Here is a 25,600-nt window from a genome sequence, read left to right as displayed (position 1 = left end):
ATGCAATGCTAAGCTGCGCGCATGATCCCGGTCCTCGTCGCCCTCGCGCTGTACCTGGCCGCCGGCTGGCTGCACGCTCGCCCCGAGGCGCGGCGCTTCGAGCGCTGGTTGCCGCTACCGGCTTTGGCCCTGCATGTCTGGGTGCTCAGCGACCACGTGTTCCGGGGCGATGCGATCACCATCGGCGTCAACGAGGCCGTGTCGCTGTTCGCCTGGCAGTCGGCCCTGCTGTTGTGGGCCCTGTGCTGGCGCGAGCCGCTGCGCGTGCTCGGCGCCGTGGTCTATCCGTTTGCCGCGCTGGCGCTGCTGATGGCGTTCGCGCTGCCGACGCCGCTGAGCGATGTCACCGCCGGCGACTGGAAGGCACGCACGCATATCGTGCTGTCGCTCTTGTCGGCCGGACTCCTGACGCTGGCGGCGGTGCACGCCGGCGTGCTGGCGATGCAAGAGCGCCTGCTGCACGACCACCGCATGACCGGGCTGATGCGCAGCCTGCCGGCCTTGCAGACGATGGAGCGCCTGCTGTTCCAGCTCATCGCGATCGGCTTCGGCCTGCTGTCGCTGACCTTGCTGTCCGGCATGTGGTTCATCCGCGACTGGCTGGCCCAGCACCTCGCGCACAAGACCGTGCTGTCGATCACCGCATGGCTGATCTTCGCCGTGTTGCTGTGGGGGCGCTTACGCCATGGCTGGCGCGGCCGCACGGCGATTCGCTGGACGCTGGCGGGTTACGCGACGCTGCTGCTCGCGTACTTCGGCAGCAAGCTGATTCTCGAACAAATCCTCGGCAGACATTGGAGTTGAGCCACAAACTTCGAGTGATGCCGGTTGACAGCGCACCTCCGCCTTGGCTACTTAACGGGGCCTTAACGGTCATCACGTGCCGCCCTCTTGGACGACATCCCCTTATCCGCGCTGTTCGGATTGCTCTTTGCCCTCTTGGCGTGTTCGGCCTTCTTCTCCGGTTCCGAAACCGGGTTGATGACCATGAACCGCTACCGCCTCAAAACCCGTGCGCAGAAAGGCGACCGCGGCTCGCGGCTCGCGCAGAGCATGCTGCAGCGACCCGATCGGCTGATCGGCACCATCTTGCTCGGCAACAACTTCATCAACACGCTGGCGGCGTCGGTGGCGACGCTGATCGGCCTGCGTCTGTTCCCCGGCGAGACCGGTATCGCCGTGGCCACGGGCGGCCTGACCTTGCTGCTTTTGATCTTCGGCGAAGTCACGCCCAAGACGCTCGCCGCGCTGCACCCGGAACGCTTCGCGATTCCCGCGGCCTACGTGCTGTGGCCATTGATGCGTCTTTTTTGGCCGCTGGTCTGGCTGGTCACGCTGATCGGCAACGGCATCCTGCGCCTGATCGGCGTCTCGCCGGAAGATGCCGCCCAGCACAGCCTGTCCACCGAGGAACTGCGCACCGTGGTCGCCGAGGCCGGTGCGATGATTCCGCGGCGCCACCAGAAGATGTTGCTGTCGATCCTCGATCTGGAGAAGGAGACGGTCGAAGACATCATGGTGCCGCGCAACGAGATCGTCGGCATCGACATCTCCGAGCCGTGGCCGGCGATCCGCGATGCGATCATCAACAGCCAGCACACGCGCGTTCCACTGTTCGATGGCTCGATCGACCACCTCAAAGGCGTGGTCCACCTGCGCCGCGTCGTGCGCCTGGCCGCAGAGAACACGCTCGACGTACCGGGTCTGCTGGCGCTCGCGCGCGAGCCCTACTTCATCCCCGAGGGCACGCCGCTCAACCAGCAGTTGCTCAATTTCCAGAACCAGAAGCGGCGCATCGGCTTCGTCGTCGACGAATACGGCGACATCCAGGGCCTGGTGACGCTGGAGGACATCCTCGAAGAGGTCGTCGGCGAGTTCACCTCCGATCCGGCCACACGCATCAAGAACGTCTACGCCGATGCCGACGGCAGCTACCGCGTTACCGGCTCGGTGACCATCCGCAGTCTGAACAAGAATCTCGGCTGGAAGCTGCCGACCGACGGTCCGAAAACCATCAACGGCCTGCTGCTCGAACAGCTCGAAACCCTGCCGCAACCCGGCGCCAAGGTCGAAGTGGCCGGCTATGTCTTCGAGATCACCGAAACGCGCGCCAATGCCGTCAAGTCGACGCGCGTCTGGCCACCACAGGCCGGGACATCGGGTGCGCGCAAGATGGCGTGAGACCATTTCCGCGGCAGCGCCGCGGCTGCGGTGCCCGCGGCGCCGAGTCGGCCTACAGGCGCTCGAGCGCCTGATCGAGTCGCGTCACCGGCACGACGTCAATATCGAGCTTCGCGCCGCGCCGCGGCTTGTTGGCGTGCGGCACGATGGCGTGCTTAAAACCGTGCTTGGCCGCCTCGGCGAGCCGCTCCTCGCCGCCGGCCACCGGCCTGACCTCACCTGCAAGCCCGACTTCGCCGAAGACGACCGTATCACACGGCCACGGCCGCGAGCGGAAACTCGACAATACTGCGAGCAGCAGCGGCAAATCGGCTGCGGTCTCCTGGATGCGCATACCGCCGACCACGTTGGCGAAGACGTCCTGATCGCCGAGCGCGATGCCGCCGTGACGGTGCAGCACCGCGAGCAGCATGTTCAGTCGGTTGTTCTCCAGCCCCAGCGTCACCCGTCGCGGCGCACCGACCAGCGAGCGATCGACCAGCGCCTGCACCTCCACCAGCAGCGGCCGGCTGCCCTGGCGCACCACGGTGATCACACTGCCCGGCACCGGATCGCCGTGCCGCGACAAGAACAGGGCCGACGGGTTGCCGACTTCCTTGAGCCCGGTGTCCGTCATCGCGAACACGCCGAGTTCGTTGACGGCACCGAAGCGGTTCTTGATCGCACGCACGATGCGATAGCGCGAGCCCGCATCGTGCTCGAAGTACAGCACGGTATCGACCATATGCTCGAGCACGCGCGGCCCGGCGATCGCGCCGTCCTTGGTGACGTGACCGACGAGCACGATGGCGGTGCGGTGCAGCTTGGCATGGCGCACGAGCCGTGCGGCCGATTCGCGCAACTGCGATACCGAGCCGGGAGCCGAGTCCAGTGCCTCGGTGTAGAGCGTCTGCACCGAATCGATGACGACGAAATCCGGCTTGAGCTGCGCCAACTGCGCGAGGATCTGCTCGACCGAGGTCTCCGCCAGCACCGGCACGTCGAGGTTGGTGAGGCCGAGCCGCTGCGCGCGCAGATGGACCTGTGCCAGCGATTCCTCGCCGGTGACGTAGAGCGTGGACGCGCGTCCCTGCAGCGCCGACAGCACCTGCAGCAACAGCGTCGATTTGCCGATGCCCGGATCGCCGCCGAGCAGGCAGACGCCGCCCGCGACGATGCCGCCGCCGAACACTCGATCGACCTCGATCAAACCCGTCGCCAGTCGCGGCGCAGGCTCGGCACCGACCTCGCTCAACCGCCGCACGCCCCCGCCGGCGGTGCCGCTCATGCCACCGGCACGAGCGAGGCGCGGCGCCGCCGGCGTCTCGATCAGGCTGTTCCAGGCGCCACAGTCGGCGCACTGCCCGACCCATTTGGGGCTCGTCGCGCCGCAGCTCTGGCAGACATACTCGATCCTGTTCTTCGCCATCGGCCGCCGCGGGTCGTGTGGAGTCATCGGGGAAAACCGTTACCATCAGGTTAGCGCAATGCCTTGGGGGACGATCGCAGTGAGCGTCAAGCTCGTGGAGCGCGACGGATTCGCTGGCTTGCTGTTCGCGGCGGTCTTTGCACTGCTCGCGTTCGCGGTCTTCGACCGCAGCTTCGAGTCGCTGGAGCGTTACACCTACGACCTGGCTCTGCGTGCGCGCGAGCGTGCGCCGACCGAGCACATCCGCATCGTCGCGATCGACGACGAATCCATCCGCAGCCTCGGCCGCTGGCCGTGGCCGCGCCAGCGCCAGGCCGAGCTGATCGACAAACTGCGCGCAGACGGCGCGCGGGTGATCGGCATCACCGTGCCGTACTCGGTGCCGGAGTCCGTGATCGGCGCCGAGACCTTGAATGCGCTGCGCGGCTGGCTCGACGCCTCGCCGCTGACGCAACGCGTGCCCGCCGAGATCGAGCGTTTCGGCCGGGATCTCGCGCAGGCGGCCGCAGACCATCCGCGGCTGCGGCCGCTGGCGGCGGCCTACGCCGACTCCACGCTGGCGCGCGACTACACGCGACTGATCACGGAGCTTACGGCCCGGATCGGCCTCGCCGCCGACCAGGCGGGCGCCGGCGATGCCGCCCTCGCGGCCGCGCTGTCCGCGCAGGGTCGCGCGATCCTGCCGATGAGGTTCGTGCTCGGCGAGGCCGACGGCCGACCGCCGGCGCCGCTGCCGGACTACGTGCGCCGCCATGCGCTGACGACGATCGCGGCAAACATGGACGCCGGCGCCGCGCCGCTGCAGGCCCTTGGCGCGCAGATGCCGATCGCCACGATCGGCGATGCCGCGGCCGGCATCGGCCATCTGCACCTGATGGCCGACGTCGACGGCAAGGTGCGCGTCGAACCGCTGGTCCTGCGCTATGACGATGCGCTGTATCCGTCGCTATCGCTGCTGATCGCGGCCGCGGCGCTCGAGCTCGCTGCCCGGGACATCGCGGTGCGGCCCGGCAAAGCCGTCGTGCTCGGTGATCGGGTGATCGACACCGACCGGGCGCTACGCATGCGCACGCATTTTTATCGCGAGCGCGACGGCGGAGCCGCCTTCGTGGCCGATTCCGCCGCCGACGTCCTCGGCGGCCGTCTGCCGGCGGGACGCTACCGCGATCGCGTCGTGCTGATCGGCACCACCGCCGCAGGCAGCGTCGAGACCTTCGCCACGCCGGTCTCGGCCGCGACCACCCCGGTGATCGGACTCGCCCACGCCGTATCGACGCTGCTGCAGGGCGACTTCGTCGTCCGACCGGCGTGGGCGCCCTGGGTAGAGGGCGCGGTGTTCGCGGCCCTGGCCTCGTATGTCGCCCTGCTGCTGCCGCGGCTGGCGACGCTGCCCGCTGCGGCCGTCACCGCGCTGCTCACGCTGCTGCTCGTCACAGGCCCGTTCGCCCTGATGGTGGGCCAGGGGCTGTGGATCAAACTGAGCATCGCCGCGGTGTTCCTGCCCGCCGGGCATTTCTTCGTCATGCTCAGAAAGCGCAAGCCGGATGCCCACCCCGCGCGCGCCGGTGGTGCCCAGGGCGATGCCCCGGGCGCGGCGTCGAGCCGCGCACTCGGCCTCTACCTGCAGCGGCAAGGCCAGCTCGACGAGGCTTTCGAGGCCTTGCGCCGGGTGCGTCCGATCGATGAGCCCCTGCTCGATCAGCTCTACGGGCTTGCCCTCGACTTCGAACGCGATCATCGATTCGATCGCGCCGAAGCGGTCTATCGGTACATCGGCGCGCACCAGCCCGATTATCGCGACGTGCACCGCAAGCTCGATCGCGCCGAGCAGCCGATAGAGACCGAGATACTCGGCGAACCCAAAGCGCAGGCACAGCCCGCTGGTGCGGGCGCGCCGCAGGGCGCGACCGACATCCCGGTATCGACGCTCGGCCGCTATCAGATCGACAGAACCCTGGGCAAAGGCTCCATGGGCGTCGTCTATCTGGGCCGCGATCCCAAGATCGGGCGACGGGTGGCGATCAAAACCTTGGCGCTGTCTCAGGAATTTGCCGCTGACAAGCTCGCCGGCGTCAAGGAACGCTTCTTCCGCGAAGCCGAGACGGCCGGGCGCCTACACCACCCCAACATCGTCGCCATCTACGACGTCGGCGAACAGGACGGGCTCGCGTACATCGCGATGGAGTTCGTCGACGGCCACGATCTGACACGCCACGTCAAACCTGATGCGCTGCTACCGGTGCCCGAGGTGCTACGCCTGATCGCCGACGCTGCCGACGCGCTCGACTACGCGCACGGCAACGGCATCGTCCACCGCGACGTCAAGCCCGCGAACATGATGCTGGTCGCAGCCAGCCGCACGGTGAAGCTGATGGACTTCGGCATCGCCCGGCTCACCGACTCGAGCAAGACGAAAACCGGCACCATCCTCGGCTCGCCGAGCTACATGTCCCCGGAGCAGATCGCCGGCAAGCGCGTCGATGGAAGGTCCGACCTGTTCTCACTCGGGGTGACGCTCTATCAGCTCCTCACCGGCGCGCTGCCGTTCCAGGCCAATTCGATGGTCAATCTGATGATGCGAATCGCCGCCGAACCGCATCCGCCGATCCTGACGCTGCGTCCCGACCTGCCCGCGGCGATCGTCCCGATCATCGACCGGCTGCTCGAAAAGAGCGCCGACGCCCGCTACGCGCGCGGCGCCGAGGTCGCACGCGATCTACGCGCCGCCGCGGCCTGAGGGTGCGCATGGCGCTCAAGGGCAAGGTCGCCACCGCACTGCGCAGCGACACCGGACGTGTGCGCGGCAACAATGAAGACGCGGTCGGCGAGGATCCGGACATCGGCCTTCTGGTGCTCGCCGACGGCATGGGCGGCCACAATGCCGGCGAAATCGCCAGCGGCATCTCGGTCACCACGGTACTCGACGTCGTCCGGCGGCGCTGGGCGCAGCTGCGTCACGGCGAGGTGGATGCCGACAGCGGCCACAGCGTCGAGGCACTGACCCTGCGCGCGGCGATCGAGCAGGCGCATCGCGCGATCCATACGCTGGCGCAGAGCCAGCCTCAGTGTGCCGGCATGGGAACCACCATCGTCGCCTGCCTGCTGCACGACGATCGCATGTCGATCGCCTACGTCGGCGACTCGCGCCTATACCGCCTGCGCAACGGCAAATTGGAGCAGATCACGCGCGATCACTCGCTGGTCGAGGAGCTGATTGCCCGCGGCCACTACAGCCGGGCGGACGCCGAGAGACTCGTGCGCAAGAACATCGTCACCCGCGCGCTGGGCGTCGAGCCCGAAGTCGCGATCGACCTGATCGAGGACACCGTCGAGGTCGGCGACTTGATCCTGCTGTGCTCGGACGGCCTCAGCGACATGGTCAGCGACGAGCTGATCGGCTTAACACTCGCCAAGCACGCTGCTACGCTTGACTACGCAGCCGACGCGCTGGTGACGCTCGCCAACACCCGGGGCGGCAAAGACAATGTCTCGGTGGCGCTGGCCCGCGTGGACCGTTCGTTCGCACGCGGCCGACGCTGGTATGAACGTTTGATCGACTGGTTCTGATATGGGCAAGCTCATCGTCACCGACAGCAGCGGCAAGACATCAGAGTTCGAACTGACCAAGGAGCGCGTCACCATCGGCCGCCACGCCGACAACGACATCGCGCTCGCGGACAAGGCCGTCTCCGGACACCACGCGGTCGTGATCACCGTGCTCCAGGAGTCCTTTCTCGAAGACCTCGACTCGACCAACGGCACACAGGTCAATGGCAAGGCGGTGACCAAGCACCCGCTGTCGCACGGCGATGTGATCACGATCGGCCGCAACACACTGCGCTATGAAAGCAACGCTGGCGCCGAGGACGATTTCGAAAGGACCATGATCCTCAAGCCGGGCCAGTTCGGCGCGGCGTTCGATGCCCAGGTCGGCAAGGCGGTCGGCGGCGCGCCGTCGAGCGATGCGCCGCGTCCGCCCGCCGCCGCAGCGCCGGCGGCAGCCAAGCCCATGCTCGCCAAGCTGCGCGTCGCGTCGGGTCCGAACGCGGGCAAGGAGCTGGAGCTGTCCAAGGCCTTGACGACGATCGGCAAACCCGGCGTGCAGGTCGCCGCGGTGACGAGGCGCGCCGACGGCTACTACATCGTGCACGTCGGCGGCGACACCGGTTCGCAGCGCCCGCTGGTCAATGGCCAACCGATCGATACCCAGGCACGCAAGCTCAGCCACAACGATACGGTCGAGCTGGTCGGCACCAAGATGACCTTCCTGATGCATCCATGAGCCGCGAACGCGGGCGTGTTCAGCGAGCGTTCGGCAAGCCCGGCGCAGCGTAGGGCTCGCTCGATCGACGCACGGAGGGCGACATGAACACCCCAGCCAAGCACAAGCGCTTGTACCCGCTGGTCTGGATCACCGCCGCGTTGCTGACCTCGTCTGCCGCGTACGCATCGGAAACCCACTCGCCGACCGCGCCCGCCGACGCTCAAACCGCAGCGGCCGAGAGCTCCAACTGCCTACAGCACACCGGCAGCCGCATCCGCCGCAGCGAGGCGCGGCCCTGTGTGGCAGCGCCTGGTCAGGTGATCACCCGCGAGGAGATCGAACGCACCGGCGCAACGACGACGGCGGATGCGATCCGTCGCCTGTCGCCGAGCGTACGCTGATCCCGCACCGGGCCCGGCGCGGCGGTCACCGATGAGCCGTCATCGGTAACGAAACCGCACACGCTGGGTCAGGCCGCAAAACAACTCGTACGACAAGGTGCCAGCCCAGCCGGCGATCTCCTCGGCCGGAAGGCCCTCGCCCCAGAGCAATACCGGGTCGCCGACCGCCGCGTCGGGCACCTCGCGCAGATCGACGGTGATCATGTCCATGGACACGCGGCCGGCCAGATAGGCGCGGCGCCCGCGCACCATCACCGGCGTACCGTTGCCGAATGCGCGGTGCATGCCGTCGGCGTAGCCGATCGCGACCACGCCGATGCGCATGCGTTCCGGGCATCGAAAGCTCAGCCCGTAACCGATGCCCTCGCCGGCCGCGTACTCGCGCACGGCGATGATGCGGCTTTCCAGGCGCATCGCCGGCCGCAGCCCGAGCGCCGCCGCCGAGACCTGCGGCAGCGGCGAGCAGCCGTATAGCATCAGACCGGGGCGCACCCAGTCGACCCGCGTCTGCGGCCAGGCGATCAGACCGGCGGAATTGGCGATGGAACGCGGCCCCGGCACACCCTCCAAGGCCGCCTCGAACCGACTGATCTGCTCCCGTGTGAACGGATTGTCGGGCTCGTCGGCACAGGCCAGATGGGTGATCCAGCCGGCGAAACGCCAAAGCGGATGCCGCGCGAGCACCTCGCGCAGCCGCGGCACGTCGGCCAACGGAAAGCCAAGGCGGTGCATCCCGCTGTCGAGCTTGAACCACAGCGTCAGCCGCGCGCTGTCGGGCAACCGCTCCAGCAGCTCGATTTGCCAGTGGTCGTGCACGACGATCTGCAACTGCTCGTACACCGCCTGCGCTGCCTCCTCGCCCGAGATCACGCCCTCGAGCAAGGCGATCGGTGCCTGGATACGCGCCTGGCGCAAGCTCATCGCCTCTTCCAGACAGGCCACCGCGAGCGCGTCGACGCCGGCCTGTTCGAGCGCGCGCGACACCGGCACCGCGCCATGTCCGTAGGCGTCGGCCTTGACCGCAGCCATGACCCGCGAGCGCGGGGCGAGCTTGCGGACGATGCCGAGATTGTGGGTCAGCGCCGACAGATCGACGGTCGCGGTGACGCGCGGGATCATGCGCCGTAGTCTTCTGCGTAACCCTGCGCGAGATTGTCAAAGCGCGTGAACTCGCCGAGAAACGCGGTCTTCACCGTACCGAGCGGACCGTTGCGCTGCTTGGCGATGATGATCTCGGCAGTGCCGGCATCGGGCGAGTCCTTGTTGTAGACCTCGTCGCGATAGATGAACAGGACCAGATCGGCGTCCTGCTCGATACCGCCGGATTCGCGCAGATCGGCCATGCGCGGCCGCTTGTTGTCGCGCTGTTCGACGCCACGGTTGAGCTGCGAGAGCGCGATCACCGGCACTTCGAGTTCCTTGGCCAGAGCCTTGAGGCTGCGCGAGATCTCGGAGATCTCGTTGGTGCGGTTTTCCTTGGTGCCCGGCACCTGCATGAGCTGGATGTAGTCGACCACGATCAGGCCCAGGCCATGGCGGGCCTTGATGCGCCGCGCGCGCGCGCGCAGCTCCAACGGCGACAGCGCGCCGGTCTCGTCGATGTACAGGGGCGCTTCGCGGATCAGGCCGCCCTGCGAGACCAGGCGGTCCCAGTCGCGATCGTCGAGCTCACCGCTGCGCAAGCGTCCCATCGGAATGCGCGCGAACGAAGACAGCATGCGCAGCGCAAGCTGCTCCGCCGGCATTTCCATGCTGAACACCGCTGCCGGCTTCTTCTCGTACAGCACCACGTGTTCGGCGATATTGAGTGCAAAGGACGTCTTGCCCATCGACGGACGTCCGGCCACGATCACCAGATCGCCCGGATGCAGGCCCGTGGTCTTGGCGTCGAGGTCGACGAAGCCGGTCGACAGGCCCGCGAGACCGCCCGGATTCTTGCGCAGAAACTCGATCTTCTCCTCGAGCTTCTGCATCAGCTCCGGCATCGCGTGATAGCTGGAGCGGGCGTGCTCAGCGCGCGAGCGCAAGGCAAAGACCTTCTGCTCGGCCAGATCGAGCAGCTCGGCGTAACTGCGTCCGTCGGCGCGAAAGCCCAGCTCGGCGATGTCGCCGCCGACGGCGACCAGGCCGCGCAGCACCGCCCGTTCGCGCACGATGTCGGCATAGGCCAGTACGTTCGCGGCGCTGGGGGTGTCGTTGGCGAGGCTGCCGAGATAGGCCAGACCCCCGACCTCGTCGAGCTGCCCGCGCGCCTTGAGATGCTCCGACAGCGTGACGAAGTCGCAAGGCCGGCCCGCGCCGACCTGCTCGCAGATCGCGCGATAGATGAGCTGGTGGTCCTGGCGATAGAAATCTTCCGGCGACAGCCGGTCGGCCACCTCGTTCCACGCGCGGTTGTCGAGCATCAGTCCGCCGAGCACCGATTGCTCCGCCTCGATCGAGTAAGGCGGCAGTTTGGGTTGCGCCTGCAGTCGGGTCACGGTGTTGCTCATGGCTGCTCATGGCAAGGGCGGATTCTCGCCCGCCATCGTCCCCGGGGAAAGAGCAATTCCTGTGTATATCCGGGGACCAAGCGGGGGATTTCGGATGACGGCGGCACAAAACGCAGCGGCCCGCGCGAGGCGGGCCGCGGTACCGCTCACGACGAAGTCAGAGCGTCAGGCCTGCGCCTTCTGCTCCTGCACCACGACCGTGATGCTGGACTGGACCTCGGAGTGCAACTGCACGGCGACGGTGTAAGTCCCGACGGCACGAATCGGCCCGGAGATCATGTCGATCTCGTTGCGATGCAGCTCCACGCCTTGTGCGGCGGCCGCGGCGACGATGTCGCCCGGGCCGACCGAGCCGTAGAGCTTGCCTTCCTCGCTGGCCAGTGCCGTGACCGTCAAGCTCAGGCCGGCGAGCTTCTCGGCGCGCATCTTCGCGGCGTTGAGGCTGTCCTGGGCCTTCTTGATCAGCTCGGCCTTGCGCGCCTCGAAGACCTTGCGGTTCTCTTCGGTCGCCGGCAGCGCCTTACCCTGCGGCAGCAGGTAGTTGCGGCCGAAACCGGCCTTGACCTTGACGGTATCGCCGAGGTCACCGAGCTTCTTGATTTTTTCCAGCAGGATCACTTCCATGCTCGCACTCCCTCAGCCGTGACGGTCGGTGTACGGCAGCAACGCGAGATACCGCGCGCGCTTGATGGCCAAGGCCAGCTCACGCTGATAGCGCGAACGCGTCCCGGTGATGCGCGCCGGAACGATCTTGCCGTTCTCGCCGATGTACTGCTTGAGCACGTTGAGATCTTTGTAGTCGATCTCGGGCGCGCCGTCGGCGCTGAACTTGCAGGACTTCTTGCGACGGAAAAACTGTGCCATGGCTCAGACTCCTTCTTCCGAGGCGTTGGCCTCCTCGGACTCCTTGCTGTCGGACTCGGCATCGCCGTCGGCATCGACCTCGCTGCGGCGCGAGCGGTAGTCGCTGGCGCCCTTGCGCTCGTCTTCCGGCGCCTTGAACAGCGGCGACTGCGCGGTCACAGCCTTGTCTTTGCGAATGATCAGGCGGCGGATGACGGCGTCATTGAACTTGAACGCCGCTTCGAGCTCGGCCAGCGTCTCGCCACCGATCTCGACATTCATCAGCACATAGTGGGCCTTGTGTGCCTTGGCGACGGGATAGGCCAGCTGACGACGCCCCCAGTCTTCGAGGCGATGGACCTTACCGCCGCCGGCCTCGACCATGCCCTTGTAACGCTCGATCATGGCCGGAACCTGATCACTCTGGTCAGGATGCACCATGACGACGATTTCATAGTGTCGCATCGCATCTCCTTGTGGACACGCGGACGCGTCGTTCGATCGCGATCCGTGTGGCTCCCGGTCGCGACCGAAGGCCGGCCGTGGAGCAAGTGGCAGATAGAAAACAGAAAACCCGCAGCCCTGACGGCACGGGGGCGGCGGATATTAGGGGAATCAGCGACTCGTTGCAATCGCCCCGCTCGCGCCCGATTTGCCGCCCCTGCGCGGCCGCCGCTGGCGCAAGGCCTCGTACAAACACACGGCGGCCGCCACCGAGACGTTCAGACTCTCGATCTTGCCGTACATCGGGATCTTGACCACCCGGTCGCAGGATTCGCGCGTCAGCCGGCGCATGCCCTCGCCCTCGGCGCCCATCACCAGCACGGTCGGTCCGGTGAGATCGACGTCGTAGATCGTTTCGTCGGCGTCGCCGGCCAAGCCCGTGATCCAGTAGCCGAGCGCCTTGAGTCGTGTCAGCGTCCGCGCCAGATTCGTCACCGCAACCAGCGGCACGCGCTCGGCCGCACCGGCCGCCGCCTTACGCGCAACCGCCGTCAGGCCGACGCTGCGATCCTTGGGCACGATCACGGCAGTCACGCCCGCCGCCTCCGCGGTGCGTAGGCAGGCACCGAAGTTGTGCGGATCCTGTACCCCGTCGAGCACGAGCAGCAGGTGCGAGGACTCGGCTTGTCGGTAGAGCAGGTCCTCGGCATCGAAGGCTTTTTCGGGCACGTAGGCCAGCACACCCTGATGACGCAAGCCCGGCGCCTTCAGATCGAGCTCGCTGCGCGCGGTCACGCGCAGCCGCACGCCATGGGCCTTGGCCAGATCGCGCACCTGTTGCGCGCGGGCGTCGTCACGGCGGTCGGCGAGCAGCACCTCGAAGGGCTTGTCGTGGGCGTCTTCGAGCGCCGCGAGCACGGCGTGAAAGCCGCCGATCAGGATTGTCTTGGCCACCTCGTCACTCGCATGATCGACCGTGCCCGGCAGTGTGCACAAAGCGCGACGCCCCCGCATCCGGGGGCGTCTCGGGGGAGCACCTCAAGATCGTTCAGGCGCCGAGATACGGCGGCGGCGTCCAGGCTTCCTGCTCCCGGCCTTCGACCACCGGCTTGATCACGATATCGACACGCCGATTGCGCCGACGGCCCTCGGCCGTATCGTTGCTGGCGATCGGCTGGCTCTCGCCGCGACCTTCCACGCGCACGCGCGTGCCCGGCAGCCCCTGACCGCCCATGTAGCTGGCCACCGCAGCCGCCCGCCGCTCGGACAGGCCTTGGTTGTACTGGTCGCTGCCGGTGGAGTCGGTGTGCCCGACGATGTGCACCACGGTCTTGTCGTAGGTCTTGAGCACGTTGGCGATCTTGGCGTAAGTCGCCAGCGCCTCGGGCTTGAGCTGGGCGCTATCGACGTCGAAGCTGACGTCGCTGGCGATGCCGATCTTGAGTGCGTCGCCGGAAAGCTGCGTGATGCGCAGTTCGTTGCGCGCCGCCTCCTCCGCCAGCTGACGCTCGAGCTCGGCCTTTTGCTTGTCCATGTAATTGCCGACGGCACCACCGGCGATCGCACCGATGACGGCGCCGACGATCGGCGCACCACGCGCGTCGCTGACCTGCTTACCGAGCACCGCACCGGCCACCGCGCCGATCGCCGCACCGGTCTTGGCACGACGATTTGGATCGTCCGTGGCGCATCCGACCAGCGTGACGGCGACCGCTGCGCATACCGCGATCTTCATGGTCCTCATGTACGTTTCCTCTGGCGTTGACGTGATTTTCGTGATGCTGCGGATTCTGAGCCGCAGGACTTAATCCGTGATGAATGCCGCAGCACCTCGACCAGATCCAAGTCCACCTTGCGTTCGTCAAGGTTGACGCGCACCACCTTGACGCGCACTCGCTCGCCGAGCGCATAGACCGTATGGCTGCGACTGCCGACGAGGCGTTGCGCCGCCGCGTCGTGTTCGTAGTAGTCGTTGCGCAGCGACGAGACGTGAACCAAGCCTTCGATGTACAGACCCTCCAGTTCCACGAACAGGCCGAAGGGCGCGACACTGGACACCGTCCCTTCGAACACCTCGCCGATGCGATGGCGCATGTACTCGCACTTGAGCCAGGTGATCACCTCGCGCGTGGCCTCGTCGGCGCGGCGCTCGGTCATTGAACAGTGTGCACCGAGCGCGAGCATGCGCTCGGCATCGTAGCGATACCACTCCCGTCTGGCCCTCGCCCTGCCGCGCGCCAAGGCATGCTTGATCGCGCGGTGCAGAAGCAAGTCCGGATAGCGCCGGATCGGTGAAGTGAAGTGCGCGTAATGGTCCAGCGCGAGTCCAAAGTGGCCGACGTTGTCCGGGCTGTAACGCGCCTGCATCATCGAACGCAGCATTACCGTCTGCACCAGATGGGCGTCGTCGCGTCCAGCGAGCTGCGCGATGGTTCGGCTGTAGTCCTTCGCCGTCGGCTTGTCGCCGCCGCCGAGCGACAGACCCTTGAGCGCCAGAAACTCGCGCAATGTTCTGAGCTTGACCGGATCGGGGGACTCGTGCACGCGGTAGAGGCTCGGCAATTTGCGCCGGGCGACGAACATCGCCGCCTGCACATTGGCCGCGATCATGCATTCCTCGATCAGACGGTGCGCGCGGTTGCGCCGCACCGGTACGATGCGTTCGATCTTGCGTTCACCCGAGAACACGATGCGCGTCTCAGTCGAATCGAAGTCGATGGCGCCGCGCTCGGTGCGCGCTGCGAACAAGGCCTCGAACACCGCATCGAGCGCCTGAAGATGCGGCACCAGCGCCGCGTTGGCGCGTGCGCGCGCCCCCTGCGGCTGCGCGAGGATCTCGGCCACTTCGTCGTAGGTCAGGCGCGCCTGCGAGCGCATCACCGCCTCGTAGAAACGCGATTTGGCCACCGTGCCGTCCGGCAGCACGCGCATCTCGCAGACCATGCACAGACGGTCGACGTGCGGATTGAGCGAGCACAGGCCGTTCGACAGCTTCTCCGGCAGCATCGGGATGACCTGCTGCGGGAAGTACACCGAGGTGCCGCGACTGAGCGCTTCCTTGTCCAGCGGCGTGTCCGGCTTCACATAGGCCGACACGTCGGCGATCGCGACCCACAAGGTCCAGCCGCCCTTGCCGAACACGCCGCCGCGCTGCGGACGGCAGTAGACGGCGTCGTCGAAGTCGCGCGCGTCCTCGCCGTCGATCGTCACCAGCGGCAGATCACGCAGATCGACGCGATCGCTGATGTCCTGCGGTCGTACCTCGTCCGGAATCTTCGCGAGCTCGGCCTCGACCGCGTCGGGCCAGGTGCGTGGCAGACCATGCGCACGGATCGCGGCCTCGATCTCCATGCCCGGCGCCATGTAGTCACCGACGACCTCCTGCACACGCCCGATGGGCAGTGTGCGGCGTCCCGGCGGCGTCACGATCTCGGCGACGACGATCTGCCCGTGCTGTGCACCGCCGCGATGCTCCGGCGGAATCAGCAGATCGTGCTGCACGCGCGGGTTGTCCGGAATCACGTAAGACACGCCCTGCTCGACGTGCAGCCGTCCGACCACGCTGCGCGTGACGCGCTGGATCACTTCGGCGACCACACCCTCCGGGCGTCCCTTGAAATCGCGACCGACCACGCGCACCAGCACGCGGTCACCGTTCATCAGCTCGCGCATCTGCCGCGGCGGCAGGAACACGTCATCGCCGCCGGCATCGGGAATCAGGAAGCCGAAACCGTCGCGGTGCGCCTGCACCACGCCGGCGATCAGGTGCATCTCGGTCACCGGCCCGTAGGCGCCGCGTCGGTTCTGCACCAACTGGCCATCGCGCACCATGGCCTGCAGCCGCTTGGCCAGTGCCTCCTGCTCGCCAAGACGACGCAGCTCGAAGCTGGCGATCAGATCATCCAGCGTCATCGGCCCGTCGTGATCGCTCAAGGTCTGCAAGATGAGCTCGCGACTGGGGATCGGCTCGGCGTAGCGCTCGGCCTGCTGCGCGAAATCCGGATCACGGCTGCGCCACGGCGCGACAGCGGTGTTTCCGTTGGATTTTCTGGGTTTTTTCGGGGTCTTGGGTTTCATTGACAAAGGTCGGGGGCGTCGCCACAATGCGCGCCCTCAAGCCGAGATGGCGGAATTGGTAGACGCACCAGTTTCAGGTACTGGCGGGTAACACCGTGGAGGTTCGAGTCCTCTTCTCGGCACCATTTGAATCTCGAAAAAGGCTGACCCTGCGGTCGGCCTTTTTTAGTGTCTGGCTTTGCCCGCCGCAATGCCAGCGTGGCAGACCGGCGCGCAAGCCGCAGCGGATCGCGCGCCGGCGGCAGTGGCTCAATCGAACGGATTGCGCAGCACCATGGTGTGTTCACGATCGGGGCCGGTGGACACGATCGCGAGCTCGACGCCGGTGACCTCTTCGATACGACGGAGGTAGTTGCGCGCCTTCTCGGGAAGATCGCCGAAACGCTTCACGCCGTAAGTATTGGACTTCCAGCCGGGCAGCTCCTCGTAGATCGGCTCGACCTTCGCCAACCCCTCGGCGCCGATGGGCGGCACTTCGACCGGCCTGCCGTCGACCTTGTAGCCGGTGCAGATGCGGATCACGTCGAGCGCATCGAGCACGTCGAGTTTGGTCACACACAGGCCGCTGACGCTGTTGTTGAAGATCGAGCGCCGCGCCGCGACCGCATCGAACCAGCCACAGCGCCGCGGACGCCTGGTCACGGTGCCGTACTCGGCGCCCTTGTCGCGAATGTGCTGGCCGATGTCGTCGTCCAGCTCGGTCGGAAACGGGCCGGAACCGACCCGCGTCGCGTAGGCTTTGACGATGCCGAGCACGTAATTCAGCTCGCGCGGGCCGACGCCAGTACCGGTGGCCGCGCCGCCAGCGGTGGTGTTGCTCGATGTCACGAACGGATAAGTGCCGTGATCGACATCGAGCAGCGCGCCCTGCGCGCCTTCGAACAGCACGTTGTCGCCACGTTGCAGATGCTGACGCAGCAGCTCGGTGACGTCCGCGACCATCGGCCGGATGACTTCGGCGTAGCCGAGCAGATCATCGAGTGTGCGTTGGAAATCGACCGGCTCCTGCTTGAAGTAGTTCTGCAGCACGAAGTTGTGGTACGCGAGCAGCTCGCCGAGCTTGGCTGCGAGCTGTTCGCGATGGAATAGATCGCCGACGCGCACCGCGCGACGCGCGACCTTGTCCTCGTAAGCTGGGCCGATGCCTTTGCCAGTGGTACCGATCTTGGCCTCACCGCGCGCGTGTTCGCGCGCCTGATCGAGCTGCGCGTGCACGGGCAGGACCAGCGGCGCCGCTTCGGAGATGCGCAGGCGGTCGCGCACCGACGCGCCGGTGGCCTCGACCTTTTCGATCTCGGCGAGCAGATGTGGCAGCGAGAGCACCACGCCATTGCCGATCAGGCAGGCGACGCCGGGGCGCATGATGCCGGACGGAATCAGGTTCAGCGCGGTCTTGACGCCGTTGATGACCAGTGTGTGCCCGGCGTTGTGACCGCCTTGAAAGCGCGCGACCGCCTGGACGCGGTCGGTCAGCAGGTCGACGACCTTACCCTTCCCTTCGTCGCCCCATTGGGCGCCGATGATCACTACGGACTTACCCATGCTGCGTGCTCCTGCGCCCAATGGGGCGATACCCCGCATCGTCCACGGCCGGGACGAAACTCGGCCCCGGGGCGCCGATGATCGCCACGGACTCACCCATGCTTGGTTCTCGATTGACGCTGCGTACCCAACCGCAGCAGTTCGTTCAAATCCGCCGAAAAGCCGGTTGCGGGTCGCGCCGCGCCGAACACCGCGCCGACACCGTCATAGCGCCCGCCGCGCGCGATCTCACGGCCATGACCGGGCACGAAAGCGGCGAAGACGATACCGGTGTGATAGCGGTAGCCGCGCAGCTCGGCCAGATCCAAGTGGATGTCGAGCCGCGGCGCGACGCGCTGCAACTCATCGACGATACGCTGCAAAAGATCGAGCGCGGCAGCGACCTCGTCGCCGCCAGCCTTGAGCGCGTCGCGCGCACGCGCGAGCACCGAGGTATCGCCGTTGAGATCCATCAATTGCGAGATCGCAGCCGCCTGGCGGGGCTTGAGGCCACGTGCGCGCGCAAAATCTGCGAGATCCGGGTGCGACTTGCGCTGCAGGATGTCGAACAGCGCCGATTCGTCGTCGGCGTCGAGGCCGATGCGCGCCGTCAGCGCGCGATAGATGCCCACGTGCCCCAAATCGAGGTGCAGCTTGCGCACGCCGGCGAGGTGCAGCGTACTGCGCAGCAGTTGCAGCACCTCTAGATCCCCTTCGATCCCCGGCACACCGAACAGCTCGCAGCCGACCTGGCGCGGCGAGCGCGGACCGCCCAGGTTGTCGGGTTCGGTACGCAGCACGGAGCCGATGTAACACAGGCGCACGGTCGGCCTATCGGCGTAGCGGCGCGCAGCGATGCGCGCGGCCTGCGGCGTCATGTCGGCGCGCAGCCCGAGCAGCCGGCCGCTGGCCGGATCGGTGAGCTTGAAGGTCTGCCGCGCAAGGCCCTGCGCGGTGCCGGTCAGCAGGGTATCGAGATGCTCGATCAGCGGCGGCAGGATCAGCTCATAGCCGCTCTTGCGGTAGTGATCGAGCAGCTTGCGCCGCAGCGTTTCCAGCTGCCAGGCCAGCGGCGGCAACGTCTCGTCGACGCCTTCGGGCAGCATCCACTGTTCGTCGAGCATCCTCAACCTTGCACGAGATGGAGCACCAGCAGGCCAGCGCCGATACTGCAGGCGCCCATCAGCCGCAGCGCACGACTGTCGAACTGCGCGATCGTCAGCAGCATGCTGCGCCAGCGTGACGGCATCGCGAACGGCATCAGGCCCTCGATCACCATCACCAGGCCGAGGGCGCGAATCAGCTCGCCCCAGTCGACCGTCACGGTGCGCCGCCGTGGAAGTGCTTGAAGAACGCCGAGTCGGGTTCGAGTACCAGGACGTCGCGCCCCTCGGCGAAACTGCTGCGGTAGACGTTGAGCGAGCGATAGAAGCTGTAGAACTCCGCGTCCTGGCTGTAGGCCTTGGCGTAGATCTCGGCCGCCTTGGCATCACCCTCGCCGCGCAGCTCTTCGGCGGTCTTGTAGGCATTGGCCAGCGTGACTTGTGCGAGGCGATCGGCTTCGGCGCGGATCTTCTCCGCCTCTTCGGCGCCGCGGGCGCGCAGATCAGAGGCCACACGCGCACGCTCGGCGCGCATACGGTCGTACACCGACTCGCTGACCGACTGCGGTAGGTTGATCGCCTTGAGGCGTACGTCGACGACCTCTATGCCCAGCTCGGCGACGTTGGGCTCGATCTTGGCCTCGAGCTCCTCCATGATCGCGTCGCGTTCGTCCGACACCGCCTGTTGGATGGTGCGCGAGCCAAACTCGTCGCGCAGGCCGCGGTTGACGATCGCGGCGAGGCGATCGAGTGCGACCAGTTCCTGGCCGCCGGTTGCGCGGTAGTACACCGCGGCATCGGCGATCCGCCATTTGACGAAGAAGTCGACCTCGACGTTCTTCTTCTCCGACGTCAAAAAGTTTTCGGTCTGATTGTCGAGCGTCAAGATGCGACCGTCGAACTTGCGCACGGTCTGGAAGAACGGAATCTTCACGTGCAGACCGGGCGCGAAGCCGGCGCCCTTCAACTGGCCGACCTGGAACAGCACCGCACGTTCGCGCTGATCGACGATGAACAGGGAGTTCGACACCACGAACAGGACCGCGATCGCGGCCATCGCGATGACCATCGGACTGGTGTTTCTCATTTAACGTCCCCTCTCGCGCGAACGCAGGCCATCCATGCCGCCACTGCTGCCGCCACCGCTGCCGCTGCTGCGGGCCGGCGCCGACGGTGAGACGACGGGTTCAGTACCGGCGGTGGCGTCTTGGCGACGTATCAACTGGTCAAGGGGTAGATAGAGCATCGGCGCACCGCCATCGACATCGATCAGCACCTTGCTGTTGCCACCGTAGACCTCGCTCATCGCATCCAGATACAGACGCTCGCGTGTGACCTTGGGCGCCTTGCGGTACTCGGCCAGCAACTGCGTGAAGCGCGACGCATCGCCTTGGGCCTTGGCGATGACCTGGTCGCGGTAGGCGGTGGCCTCCTCGATCTGGCGCGCCGCCGCACCGCGCGCCTTGGGCAGACGATCGTTGGCGTAGGCCTCGGCTTCGTTCTTCAGGCGCTCCTGATCCTCACGCGCCTTGATCGCGTCGGCGAATGCGGCCTGCACCGGCTCCGGCGGCTGCGCCTGCTGCAGATTGACCTCAGTCACGACCAGACCGGTGCCGTACTCGTCCATACGCTCTTGCAACAGCACCTTGGTGCGATTGGCGATTTCTTCGCGACCCTCGGTCAGGATGAAGTCCATGCGCGACTGTCCGACGACCTCGCGCACGGAGGATTTGGTCGCCTGTCGGATCGTCATGTCGGGATCGGCCACGTGAAACACGTAAGCGTTGACATCCGACACGCGGTACTGGACCGTGAGTTCGAGATCGACGATGTTCTCGTCCTGGGTAAGCATCGTCGCACGGTCACGCGTGGCACGCACGCCGGTGACGTTGACGATTTCCTCCTTCTCGATGGGCCACGGCATGCGCCAATGCAGGCCGGCATCGGTGGTCGCGACATGCTTGCCGAAGCGCAGCACGACCGCCTGCTCCTGTTCGTCGACCACATAGAACCCCGAGGCCGCCCACAGCAGCGCCAGCGCCGCGATGACCAGACCGATCAGGCCGCTGGGCAGCGGCGGCGCCGATTTGCCGCCACCACCGCCGCTACCGCCACGGCCGCCGCCGAGACGGGACTTGATGCGCTTGAGCATTTCGTCGAGATCCGGCGGACCTTCGCCGCGCTTGGGCCCCTGGTTCCATGGATCGCGACCGGGTCCCGGCTCATTCCAGGCCATTGCCTACTCCGAAAAAGTCCGATGGGAGAATCTGGTTGTACCGGGGCGCTGCAGGCTTCGACGCCGTCGACGCACCGGGCGTCGCATCAGCAGGCCAAACAGGGCGGATTCTAACAGCCCGGCGCGCCTCGGCGTCTTCAGCAGACGGGTGCGCCCGTCGCTGCGGTTTGGGTCGGATCGTCCAACCCGGCCGCGCAGAACAGCCTGCGTAACTGCGCGGGCGGCAGCGAAACCTTGAGCCGGAAGCTGCCGTCTTCTGCCGTGTGCTCCTCGAGCACCGCGCGCTGTGCGAACAGTTGCGCGCGCAACCGCGCAGCGCTCACCGGCAGCACCAGCTCGCGCACCTGCGGCGCCAGCGCCAGGCGCTCGGCCACCGCCGCGCGCAGTAAATCGAGACCTGCGCCGGTGCGGGCCGATACATAGACGCGGCGGGCCACGCCCTGCTCGTCGCGGTCCACACGCGGCAGCTCCTCGGCGCGCAAGTCGATCTTGTTGAACACTTCCAGTACCGGCGCCTGCGCCGCGCCGATCTCGTCGAGCACCGACTGCACCTGGTTGATGCGACTCATGCGCTCCGGATCGGCCGCGTCGATCACGTGCAGCAGCAGCGCGGCGTCGCGCGCCTCTTCGAGCGTCGCGCGAAATGCCGCGACCAGATCGTGCGGCAGATCGCGGATGAAGCCAACGGTGTCGGCAACCACCACCGGCTCCCCCGACTGCAGCGGCATGCGCCGCACCGTCGTATCCAGCGTCGCGAACAACTGGCTCGACGCAAACGCGGCCTCGCCGGTCAGCGCATTGAACAGCGTCGACTTGCCGGCGTTGGTGTAACCGACCAGCGACACCGTCGGCACTTGGCGACGACCGCGCGCGATGCGCGAACGTTCGCGACGGCTGCGCACCGCGTCGAGCTGGCGCTTGAGCGCGCCGATGCGCACGCGGATCAGGCGGCGGTCGGTTTCGAGCTGGGTTTCACCGGGACCGCGCAGACCGATGCCGCCGCGTTGACGCTCGAGGTGGGTCCAGCCGCGCACGAGACGCGTCGCCATGTGCTGGAGCTGGGCCAGCTCGACCTGCAGCTTGCCTTCGTGCGAGCGTGCGCGCGTCGCGAAGATGTCGAGGATCAGACCGGTGCGATCGAGCACGCGCGCCTTGAGCACGCGTTCGAGATTGCGCTCCTGGCTCGGGCTGAGCGTGTGATTCAGAATCACCAGCTCTGCGCATTTGGCGGCGACGGCGGCGGCGATCTCCTCGGCCTTGCCGCTGCCGACGAACAGTCCCGGATCCGGCTGACGGCGGCTGCCGCCGATCACATCGAGGACTTCGGCGCCGGCGGAACGCGCCAGCTCGACGAACTCGGCGCGCTCCGCAGCGAAGTCCGCACCGGGAAACTCGAGGTGGACCAGCAGCGCCTTTTGACCGGCTTGGGGACGCTCGAACATCAGCCCTCACCGCGCGCGGCCACCGGCCGCCCGACGCTTGCCCGTGCCGCGGTCATTCACTCGGCGGCGTTGCCCCCGGCGCCGTCTTGCGCATCGTCGTTCGACGGATCGTACAGACGCACGGCGCGCGCCGGCACCACCGTCGAGATCGCATGTTTGTAGACCATCTGACTCACGCTGTTGCGCAGTAACACGACGAAGGAATCGAAAGACTCGATGTGCCCCTGCAGCTTGATGCCATTGACCAGGTAGATCGAGACCGGAATGCGCTCCTTGCGCAGCGCATTGAGGAACGGTTCTTGTAGTGTGTGACCTTTGGACATCGGACGTTTCCCTGTTTGTCATGCCGGCCTCGCCGAGGCCGTTTCGTGCCATTGCGCGGGCCTTTGAGTGTATCACGCGTCACCGGCCGCACGTTCGGCGGCGCGCAGCACCCGGCGCACCGCGTCGACTGCACCGGCCTCGATTTGCAGCAGACCCTTTTCGCCGCGCAACCAGGTGAGCTGGCGCTTGGCGTACTGACGCGTCGCCGCCTTGCCGCGGGCGATGGCCTCGTCAAGGCCGTACGCGCCGTCCAGATGCGCCCAGAGCTGCCGGTAACCGACCGCGCGCATCGACGGCAGTTCCGCGTGCAGATCGCCGCGTGCGTGCAACCGCCGCACCTCGTCGAGCAATCCTTGCTCGATCATGTCGTCGAAGCGTTGGTCGATGCGACGATGCAACTCGGCACGATCCTGCGGCAGCAGCGCGATGCGCAGCAGCGCGCCGTCGATCGCGGGTGCGCGCGGCCGTGCATACCAGCGGCTGGGCGCGACGCCGGTGGCGTCGAGGATTTCGAGCGCGCGCTGGATGCGCTGGCTGTCGTTCGGATGCAGACGCGCCGCCGTTTCAGGGTCGGCCGCGGCCAACCGCGCGTGCAGCGCCGGCCAGCCGTTCGCCTGCGCTTCGGCCTTAAGCCTGGCGCGCAATGCGGGCGTTGCCGATGGCAGCTCGCTGAGCCCGTCGAACAACGCGCGGAAGTAAAGCATGGTGCCGCCCACGAGCAGCGGCAGCCGTCCGCGTGCGCGGATCTGCGCGATCAGCGCCGCCGCGTCGGCGGCGAACCGCGCTGCCGAGTAGCTCTGCGCCGGATCGAGGATGTCGATCAGGTGGTGCGGGATGGCCGCGCGCAGCGCCGGTGCCGGTTTGGCCGTGCCGATGTCCATGCCGCGGTAGATCTGCGCGGAATCCACGCTGATGATCTCGACCGGCCAATGCGCCGCCAGATCGACGGACAACTGCGTCTTGCCCGAGGCGGTCGGCCCCATCAGGCAGATCAGCGGCAAGGCGGGGTGCGTCGTTGTCACGCTCTGGCGCGGCGCGCGTCAGCGCCCTCTGAGAAACAGACGATCGAGCGCATCGATACCCAACTGCACCCAGGTCGGCCGGCCGTGATTGCATTGCCCCGCCAGTTCGGTGCGCTCCATGTCGCGCAGCAGCGCGTCCATCTCCGGCAGCGTCAGGCGGCGATTGGCCTTGATCGCGGCTTTGCAGGCGACGTCGGCGAGCACGCGGTACTGGGCCTCGATCGCCTCGCCGAAGTGACTCACGGCCTCACGACGCTCGTCGTCACGCACGAGTCCGCGGATCAGCGCCTCGACCTGCGCAGGATCGAGCAGCGGCGGGACTGCACGCACGCGCACGCTGCCCGGCCCGGCACGATCGAAATCGATGCCATAACGATAGAGCTCGGCCTTGCGCGCTTCGAGCGCATCGGCCTCGTCCTCGTGCAAGGTCACGGACTGCGGCATCAGCAGGCCCTGCGCCGGAATACCGCCGCCGTCGAGCTGATGCTTCATGCGTTCGTAGAGCACGCGCTCGTGGGCGGCGTGCGCGTCGACCACGACCAGGCCTTGGCGGTTTTGCGCGAGGATGTAGACGCCATGCAGTTGCGCCAGCGCATGTCCCAGCGGCGCCTCGTCCGGCGCTGCGTTCGCCGCTTTGTCCGTGACTGCGAGTGGCGCCGTCTCGGTGCGGGCGTAGACGGCAGCCGCCTCGGCAACGGCCGGGATTGCGCGCAGGTCGGTTGCGAGTCCGGAAGCCTGACGTGGATACGCCGGCGAGGCCCGTTCGGGGCTGGCAGATGCGGGTGGCGGTATCAGCATCACACGGTGCTGCTCGGGTTGCGGCCGCACGCCGCGCAGCAGTTGGTGGACCGCCCCGAACAGCATGTCGTGCACGCGACCGCCGTCGCGGAAGCGCACCTCGGTCTTCTGCGGATGGACGTTGACGTCGACGCCGGCCGGATCGAGTTCCAGGTACAGCACGTAGGCCGGGTGATGCGCCGAGTGCATCACGTCGGCAAAAGCGCGACGCAGCGCGAAACCCGGCAGGCGATCGCGCACCAGACGACCGTTGACGTAGAAAAACTGCAGATCGGCCTGGCTGCGCGCGAAGCTCGGCAACCCGACCCAGCCGTGCAGGCGCATGCCCATGCGCGACTCGTCGATCTCGACTGCCTGGGCGATGAAGTCCTCGCCGCAGATCGACGCTACACGCGCGCGCCGCGCCGGCGCGCCATCGGCGGGCGCCAGATCGCGGACGCGTCGCTGGTTGTGGCGCAGCGCGAAGCCGACGTCGAAACGCGACAAGGCGATGCGGTCGAGCGCGTTCTGTGCGTGCCGGAACTCGGTCGCCTCGCTCTTGAGGAACTTGCGCCGCGCCGGCGTGTTGAAGAACAGATCGCGCACCTCGATGCTGGTACCGGGAGGATGCGCCGCCGGCACTGGCTGTCGCGCAAACAGCACACCCTCGCCGCCGAGCGTCCAGGCATGCCCGGCACCGGACCTGCGCGAGGTCATCCGCAGGCGCGACACCGACAGGATGCTGGGCAGCGCCTCGCCACGAAAACCAAGGCTGGCGACTCTTTCGAGATCGTCGAGACTCTTGATCTTGCTGGTCGCGTGCCGCTCGAAGGCCAGTGCCATCTGCGCCGGCTCGATGCCAGCGCCGTCGTCGCGAACGCGGACCAAACCGAGACCACCGCGTTCGAGATCGACCTCGATGCGCCGCGCACCGGCGTCCAGACTGTTCTCGACCAGCTCCTTGACCACGGCGGCGGGGCGTTCGATGACTTCGCCGGCTGCGATCTGGTTGACGAGTTGGTCGGGAAGGATGCGAATCATCCGCCCAGTTTAGCGGTGACCATA

Annotated in this window: 24 protein-coding genes and 1 tRNA gene; 7 read left to right on the top strand and 18 right to left on the bottom strand. The window is 67.1% G+C overall.

Annotated features, from left to right (window positions below; translation table 11 throughout):
• Positions 1-21 precede the first annotated feature (21 nt).
• Together ABSH63_RS08670 and ABSH63_RS08665 are read left to right on the top strand one after the other, a co-directional pair.
• On the top strand, positions 22-804 hold the full coding sequence (locus ABSH63_RS08670) for a cytochrome C assembly family protein (RefSeq protein ID WP_352889034.1): 783 nt from the start codon (positions 22-24) through the stop codon (positions 802-804).
• Between the two features lie 87 nt (positions 805-891).
• Complete coding sequence (locus ABSH63_RS08665; protein WP_352889032.1) at positions 892-2,181, top strand: HlyC/CorC family transporter; 1,290 nt, start codon at positions 892-894, stop codon at positions 2,179-2,181.
• Positions 2,182-2,233: 52 nt separating this feature from the next.
• Here ABSH63_RS08665 and radA read toward each other — a convergent pair whose 3' ends face one another.
• Entirely contained in the window at positions 2,234-3,589 is a 1,356-nt protein-coding gene (gene radA, locus ABSH63_RS08660) for a DNA repair protein RadA (RefSeq protein WP_352889031.1), read from the bottom strand.
• Between the two features lie 79 nt (positions 3,590-3,668).
• On the opposite strand from radA, the gene ABSH63_RS08655 reads away from it, so the two are divergent.
• The 4 genes from ABSH63_RS08655 (at position 3,669) to ABSH63_RS08640 (ending at position 8,254) form a co-directional block, all read left to right on the top strand.
• The gene (locus ABSH63_RS08655) at positions 3,669-6,326 is read left to right on the top strand and encodes a CHASE2 domain-containing serine/threonine-protein kinase (RefSeq protein ID WP_352889030.1); all 2,658 of its coding nucleotides are present in this window, start codon (positions 3,669-3,671) and stop codon (positions 6,324-6,326) included.
• Between the two features lie 8 nt (positions 6,327-6,334).
• Complete coding sequence (locus ABSH63_RS08650; protein WP_352889029.1) at positions 6,335-7,156, top strand: Stp1/IreP family PP2C-type Ser/Thr phosphatase; 822 nt, start codon at positions 6,335-6,337, stop codon at positions 7,154-7,156.
• Position 7,157: 1 nt separating this feature from the next.
• Positions 7,158-7,871: an FHA domain-containing protein gene (locus ABSH63_RS08645; RefSeq protein ID WP_352889027.1), complete on the top strand. Its 714-nt coding sequence runs from the start codon at positions 7,158-7,160 to the stop codon at positions 7,869-7,871.
• Positions 7,872-7,954: 83 nt separating this feature from the next.
• Positions 7,955-8,254: a Plug domain-containing protein gene (locus ABSH63_RS08640; protein ID WP_352889026.1), complete on the top strand. Its 300-nt coding sequence runs from the start codon at positions 7,955-7,957 to the stop codon at positions 8,252-8,254.
• 39 nt (positions 8,255-8,293) lie between these two features.
• On the opposite strand, the gene alr is transcribed toward ABSH63_RS08640, so the two are convergent.
• The 8 genes from alr to rnr all read right to left on the bottom strand — a co-directional run bounded on the left by alr (position 8,294) and on the right by rnr (position 16,110).
• Complete coding sequence (gene alr, locus ABSH63_RS08635) at positions 8,294-9,373, bottom strand: alanine racemase (protein ID WP_352889024.1); 1,080 nt, start codon at positions 9,371-9,373, stop codon at positions 8,294-8,296.
• Complete coding sequence (gene dnaB, locus ABSH63_RS08630; RefSeq protein ID WP_434223259.1) at positions 9,370-10,746, bottom strand: replicative DNA helicase; 1,377 nt, start codon at positions 10,744-10,746, stop codon at positions 9,370-9,372. The genes alr and dnaB overlap by 4 nt, the downstream gene beginning before the upstream one ends.
• 165 nt (positions 10,747-10,911) lie before the next feature.
• Entirely contained in the window at positions 10,912-11,370 is a 459-nt protein-coding gene (gene rplI / locus ABSH63_RS08625; protein WP_352889023.1) for a 50S ribosomal protein L9, read from the bottom strand.
• Positions 11,371-11,382: 12 nt separating this feature from the next.
• Positions 11,383-11,610, bottom strand: a complete 228-nt coding sequence (gene rpsR, locus ABSH63_RS08620) for a 30S ribosomal protein S18 (protein WP_352889022.1) — start codon at positions 11,608-11,610, stop codon at positions 11,383-11,385.
• Between the two features lie 3 nt (positions 11,611-11,613).
• A complete protein-coding gene (gene rpsF, locus ABSH63_RS08615; RefSeq protein ID WP_352889021.1) occupies positions 11,614-12,054 on the bottom strand; it encodes a 30S ribosomal protein S6 in 441 nt (146 codons plus the stop codon).
• A 150-nt stretch (positions 12,055-12,204) separates the two neighbouring features.
• Entirely contained in the window at positions 12,205-12,987 is a 783-nt protein-coding gene (rlmB, locus tag ABSH63_RS08610) for a 23S rRNA (guanosine(2251)-2'-O)-methyltransferase RlmB (protein WP_352889019.1), read from the bottom strand.
• A gap of 94 nt (positions 12,988-13,081) precedes the next feature.
• Positions 13,082-13,777 (bottom strand): YiaD family glycine zipper/OmpA-like lipoprotein, encoded by a 696-nt coding sequence (locus tag ABSH63_RS08605; protein WP_352889018.1) that lies wholly within the window; start codon positions 13,775-13,777, stop codon positions 13,082-13,084.
• A complete protein-coding gene (rnr, locus tag ABSH63_RS08600) occupies positions 13,774-16,110 on the bottom strand; it encodes a ribonuclease R (RefSeq protein ID WP_352889017.1) in 2,337 nt (778 codons plus the stop codon). The genes ABSH63_RS08605 and rnr overlap by 4 nt, the downstream gene beginning before the upstream one ends.
• Before the next feature lie 40 nt (positions 16,111-16,150).
• On the opposite strand from rnr, the gene ABSH63_RS08595 reads away from it, so the two are divergent.
• A tRNA-Leu gene (locus ABSH63_RS08595) sits at positions 16,151-16,235 on the top strand.
• Between the two features lie 124 nt (positions 16,236-16,359).
• Here the strand turns inward: ABSH63_RS08595 and ABSH63_RS08590 are convergent.
• The 9 genes from ABSH63_RS08590 to mutL all read right to left on the bottom strand — a co-directional run bounded on the left by ABSH63_RS08590 (position 16,360) and on the right by mutL (position 25,576).
• A complete protein-coding gene (locus ABSH63_RS08590; RefSeq protein ID WP_352889016.1) occupies positions 16,360-17,652 on the bottom strand; it encodes an adenylosuccinate synthase in 1,293 nt (430 codons plus the stop codon).
• 92 nt (positions 17,653-17,744) lie between these two features.
• Positions 17,745-18,755, bottom strand: a complete 1,011-nt coding sequence (locus ABSH63_RS08585) for an ATP phosphoribosyltransferase regulatory subunit (RefSeq protein WP_352889015.1) — start codon at positions 18,753-18,755, stop codon at positions 17,745-17,747.
• A gap of 2 nt (positions 18,756-18,757) precedes the next feature.
• On the bottom strand, positions 18,758-18,955 hold the full coding sequence (locus ABSH63_RS08580; protein ID WP_352889013.1) for a DUF2065 domain-containing protein: 198 nt from the start codon (positions 18,953-18,955) through the stop codon (positions 18,758-18,760).
• A complete protein-coding gene (gene hflC / locus ABSH63_RS08575) occupies positions 18,952-19,821 on the bottom strand; it encodes a protease modulator HflC (RefSeq protein WP_352889011.1) in 870 nt (289 codons plus the stop codon). The genes ABSH63_RS08580 and hflC overlap by 4 nt, the downstream gene beginning before the upstream one ends.
• The gene (gene hflK, locus ABSH63_RS08570; protein ID WP_352889009.1) at positions 19,822-20,970 is read right to left on the bottom strand and encodes an FtsH protease activity modulator HflK; all 1,149 of its coding nucleotides are present in this window, start codon (positions 20,968-20,970) and stop codon (positions 19,822-19,824) included. It lies immediately after the preceding gene.
• Positions 20,971-21,107: 137 nt separating this feature from the next.
• Positions 21,108-22,412: a ribosome rescue GTPase HflX gene (hflX, locus tag ABSH63_RS08565; RefSeq protein ID WP_352889007.1), complete on the bottom strand. Its 1,305-nt coding sequence runs from the start codon at positions 22,410-22,412 to the stop codon at positions 21,108-21,110.
• Positions 22,413-22,468: 56 nt separating this feature from the next.
• Entirely contained in the window at positions 22,469-22,735 is a 267-nt protein-coding gene (gene hfq / locus ABSH63_RS08560) for an RNA chaperone Hfq (protein WP_352889005.1), read from the bottom strand.
• 72 nt (positions 22,736-22,807) lie between these two features.
• Positions 22,808-23,719, bottom strand: a complete 912-nt coding sequence (gene miaA / locus ABSH63_RS08555; RefSeq protein ID WP_352889168.1) for a tRNA (adenosine(37)-N6)-dimethylallyltransferase MiaA — start codon at positions 23,717-23,719, stop codon at positions 22,808-22,810.
• Between the two features lie 57 nt (positions 23,720-23,776).
• On the bottom strand, positions 23,777-25,576 hold the full coding sequence (mutL, locus tag ABSH63_RS08550) for a DNA mismatch repair endonuclease MutL (RefSeq protein ID WP_352889004.1): 1,800 nt from the start codon (positions 25,574-25,576) through the stop codon (positions 23,777-23,779).
• Between the last annotated feature and the right edge of the window lie 24 nt (positions 25,577-25,600).

The sequence above is a fragment of the Sinimarinibacterium thermocellulolyticum genome (genome assembly GCF_040327995.1).
GTDB classification, from domain to species: domain Bacteria; phylum Pseudomonadota; class Gammaproteobacteria; order Nevskiales; family Nevskiaceae; genus Solimonas; species Solimonas thermocellulolyticum.
Note: the sequence above shows the minus strand (reverse complement) of the source record. Positions and strands in the feature narration are given on the sequence as shown.

Coding starts and splice junctions, on each gene's coding strand:
- dnaB (WP_434223259.1), bottom strand. CDS start 10,746: ATGAGCAACACCGTGACCCGACTGCAGGCGCAACCCAAACTGCCGCCT.
- rplI (WP_352889023.1), bottom strand. CDS start 11,370: ATGGAAGTGATCCTGCTGGAAAAAATCAAGAAGCTCGGTGACCTCGGC.
- ABSH63_RS08645 (WP_352889027.1), top strand. CDS start 7,158: ATGGGCAAGCTCATCGTCACCGACAGCAGCGGCAAGACATCAGAGTTC.
- hflX (WP_352889007.1), bottom strand. CDS start 22,412: ATGTTCGAGCGTCCCCAAGCCGGTCAAAAGGCGCTGCTGGTCCACCTC.
- ABSH63_RS08640 (WP_352889026.1), top strand. CDS start 7,955: ATGAACACCCCAGCCAAGCACAAGCGCTTGTACCCGCTGGTCTGGATC.
- hfq (WP_352889005.1), bottom strand. CDS start 22,735: ATGTCCAAAGGTCACACACTACAAGAACCGTTCCTCAATGCGCTGCGC.
- radA (WP_352889031.1), bottom strand. CDS start 3,589: ATGGCGAAGAACAGGATCGAGTATGTCTGCCAGAGCTGCGGCGCGACG.
- miaA (WP_352889168.1), bottom strand. CDS start 23,719: ATGGGGCCGACCGCCTCGGGCAAGACGCAGTTGTCCGTCGATCTGGCG.
- hflC (WP_352889011.1), bottom strand. CDS start 19,821: ATGAGAAACACCAGTCCGATGGTCATCGCGATGGCCGCGATCGCGGTC.
- ABSH63_RS08585 (WP_352889015.1), bottom strand. CDS start 18,755: ATGCTCGACGAACAGTGGATGCTGCCCGAAGGCGTCGACGAGACGTTG.
- ABSH63_RS08670 (WP_352889034.1), top strand. CDS start 22: ATGATCCCGGTCCTCGTCGCCCTCGCGCTGTACCTGGCCGCCGGCTGG.
- mutL (WP_352889004.1), bottom strand. CDS start 25,576: ATGATTCGCATCCTTCCCGACCAACTCGTCAACCAGATCGCAGCCGGC.
- rpsF (WP_352889021.1), bottom strand. CDS start 12,054: ATGCGACACTATGAAATCGTCGTCATGGTGCATCCTGACCAGAGTGAT.
- alr (WP_352889024.1), bottom strand. CDS start 9,373: ATGATCCCGCGCGTCACCGCGACCGTCGATCTGTCGGCGCTGACCCAC.
- ABSH63_RS08650 (WP_352889029.1), top strand. CDS start 6,335: ATGGCGCTCAAGGGCAAGGTCGCCACCGCACTGCGCAGCGACACCGGA.
- hflK (WP_352889009.1), bottom strand. CDS start 20,970: ATGGCCTGGAATGAGCCGGGACCCGGTCGCGATCCATGGAACCAGGGG.
- rpsR (WP_352889022.1), bottom strand. CDS start 11,610: ATGGCACAGTTTTTCCGTCGCAAGAAGTCCTGCAAGTTCAGCGCCGAC.
- ABSH63_RS08590 (WP_352889016.1), bottom strand. CDS start 17,652: ATGGGTAAGTCCGTAGTGATCATCGGCGCCCAATGGGGCGACGAAGGG.
- ABSH63_RS08605 (WP_352889018.1), bottom strand. CDS start 13,777: ATGAGGACCATGAAGATCGCGGTATGCGCAGCGGTCGCCGTCACGCTG.
- rnr (WP_352889017.1), bottom strand. CDS start 16,110: ATGAAACCCAAGACCCCGAAAAAACCCAGAAAATCCAACGGAAACACC.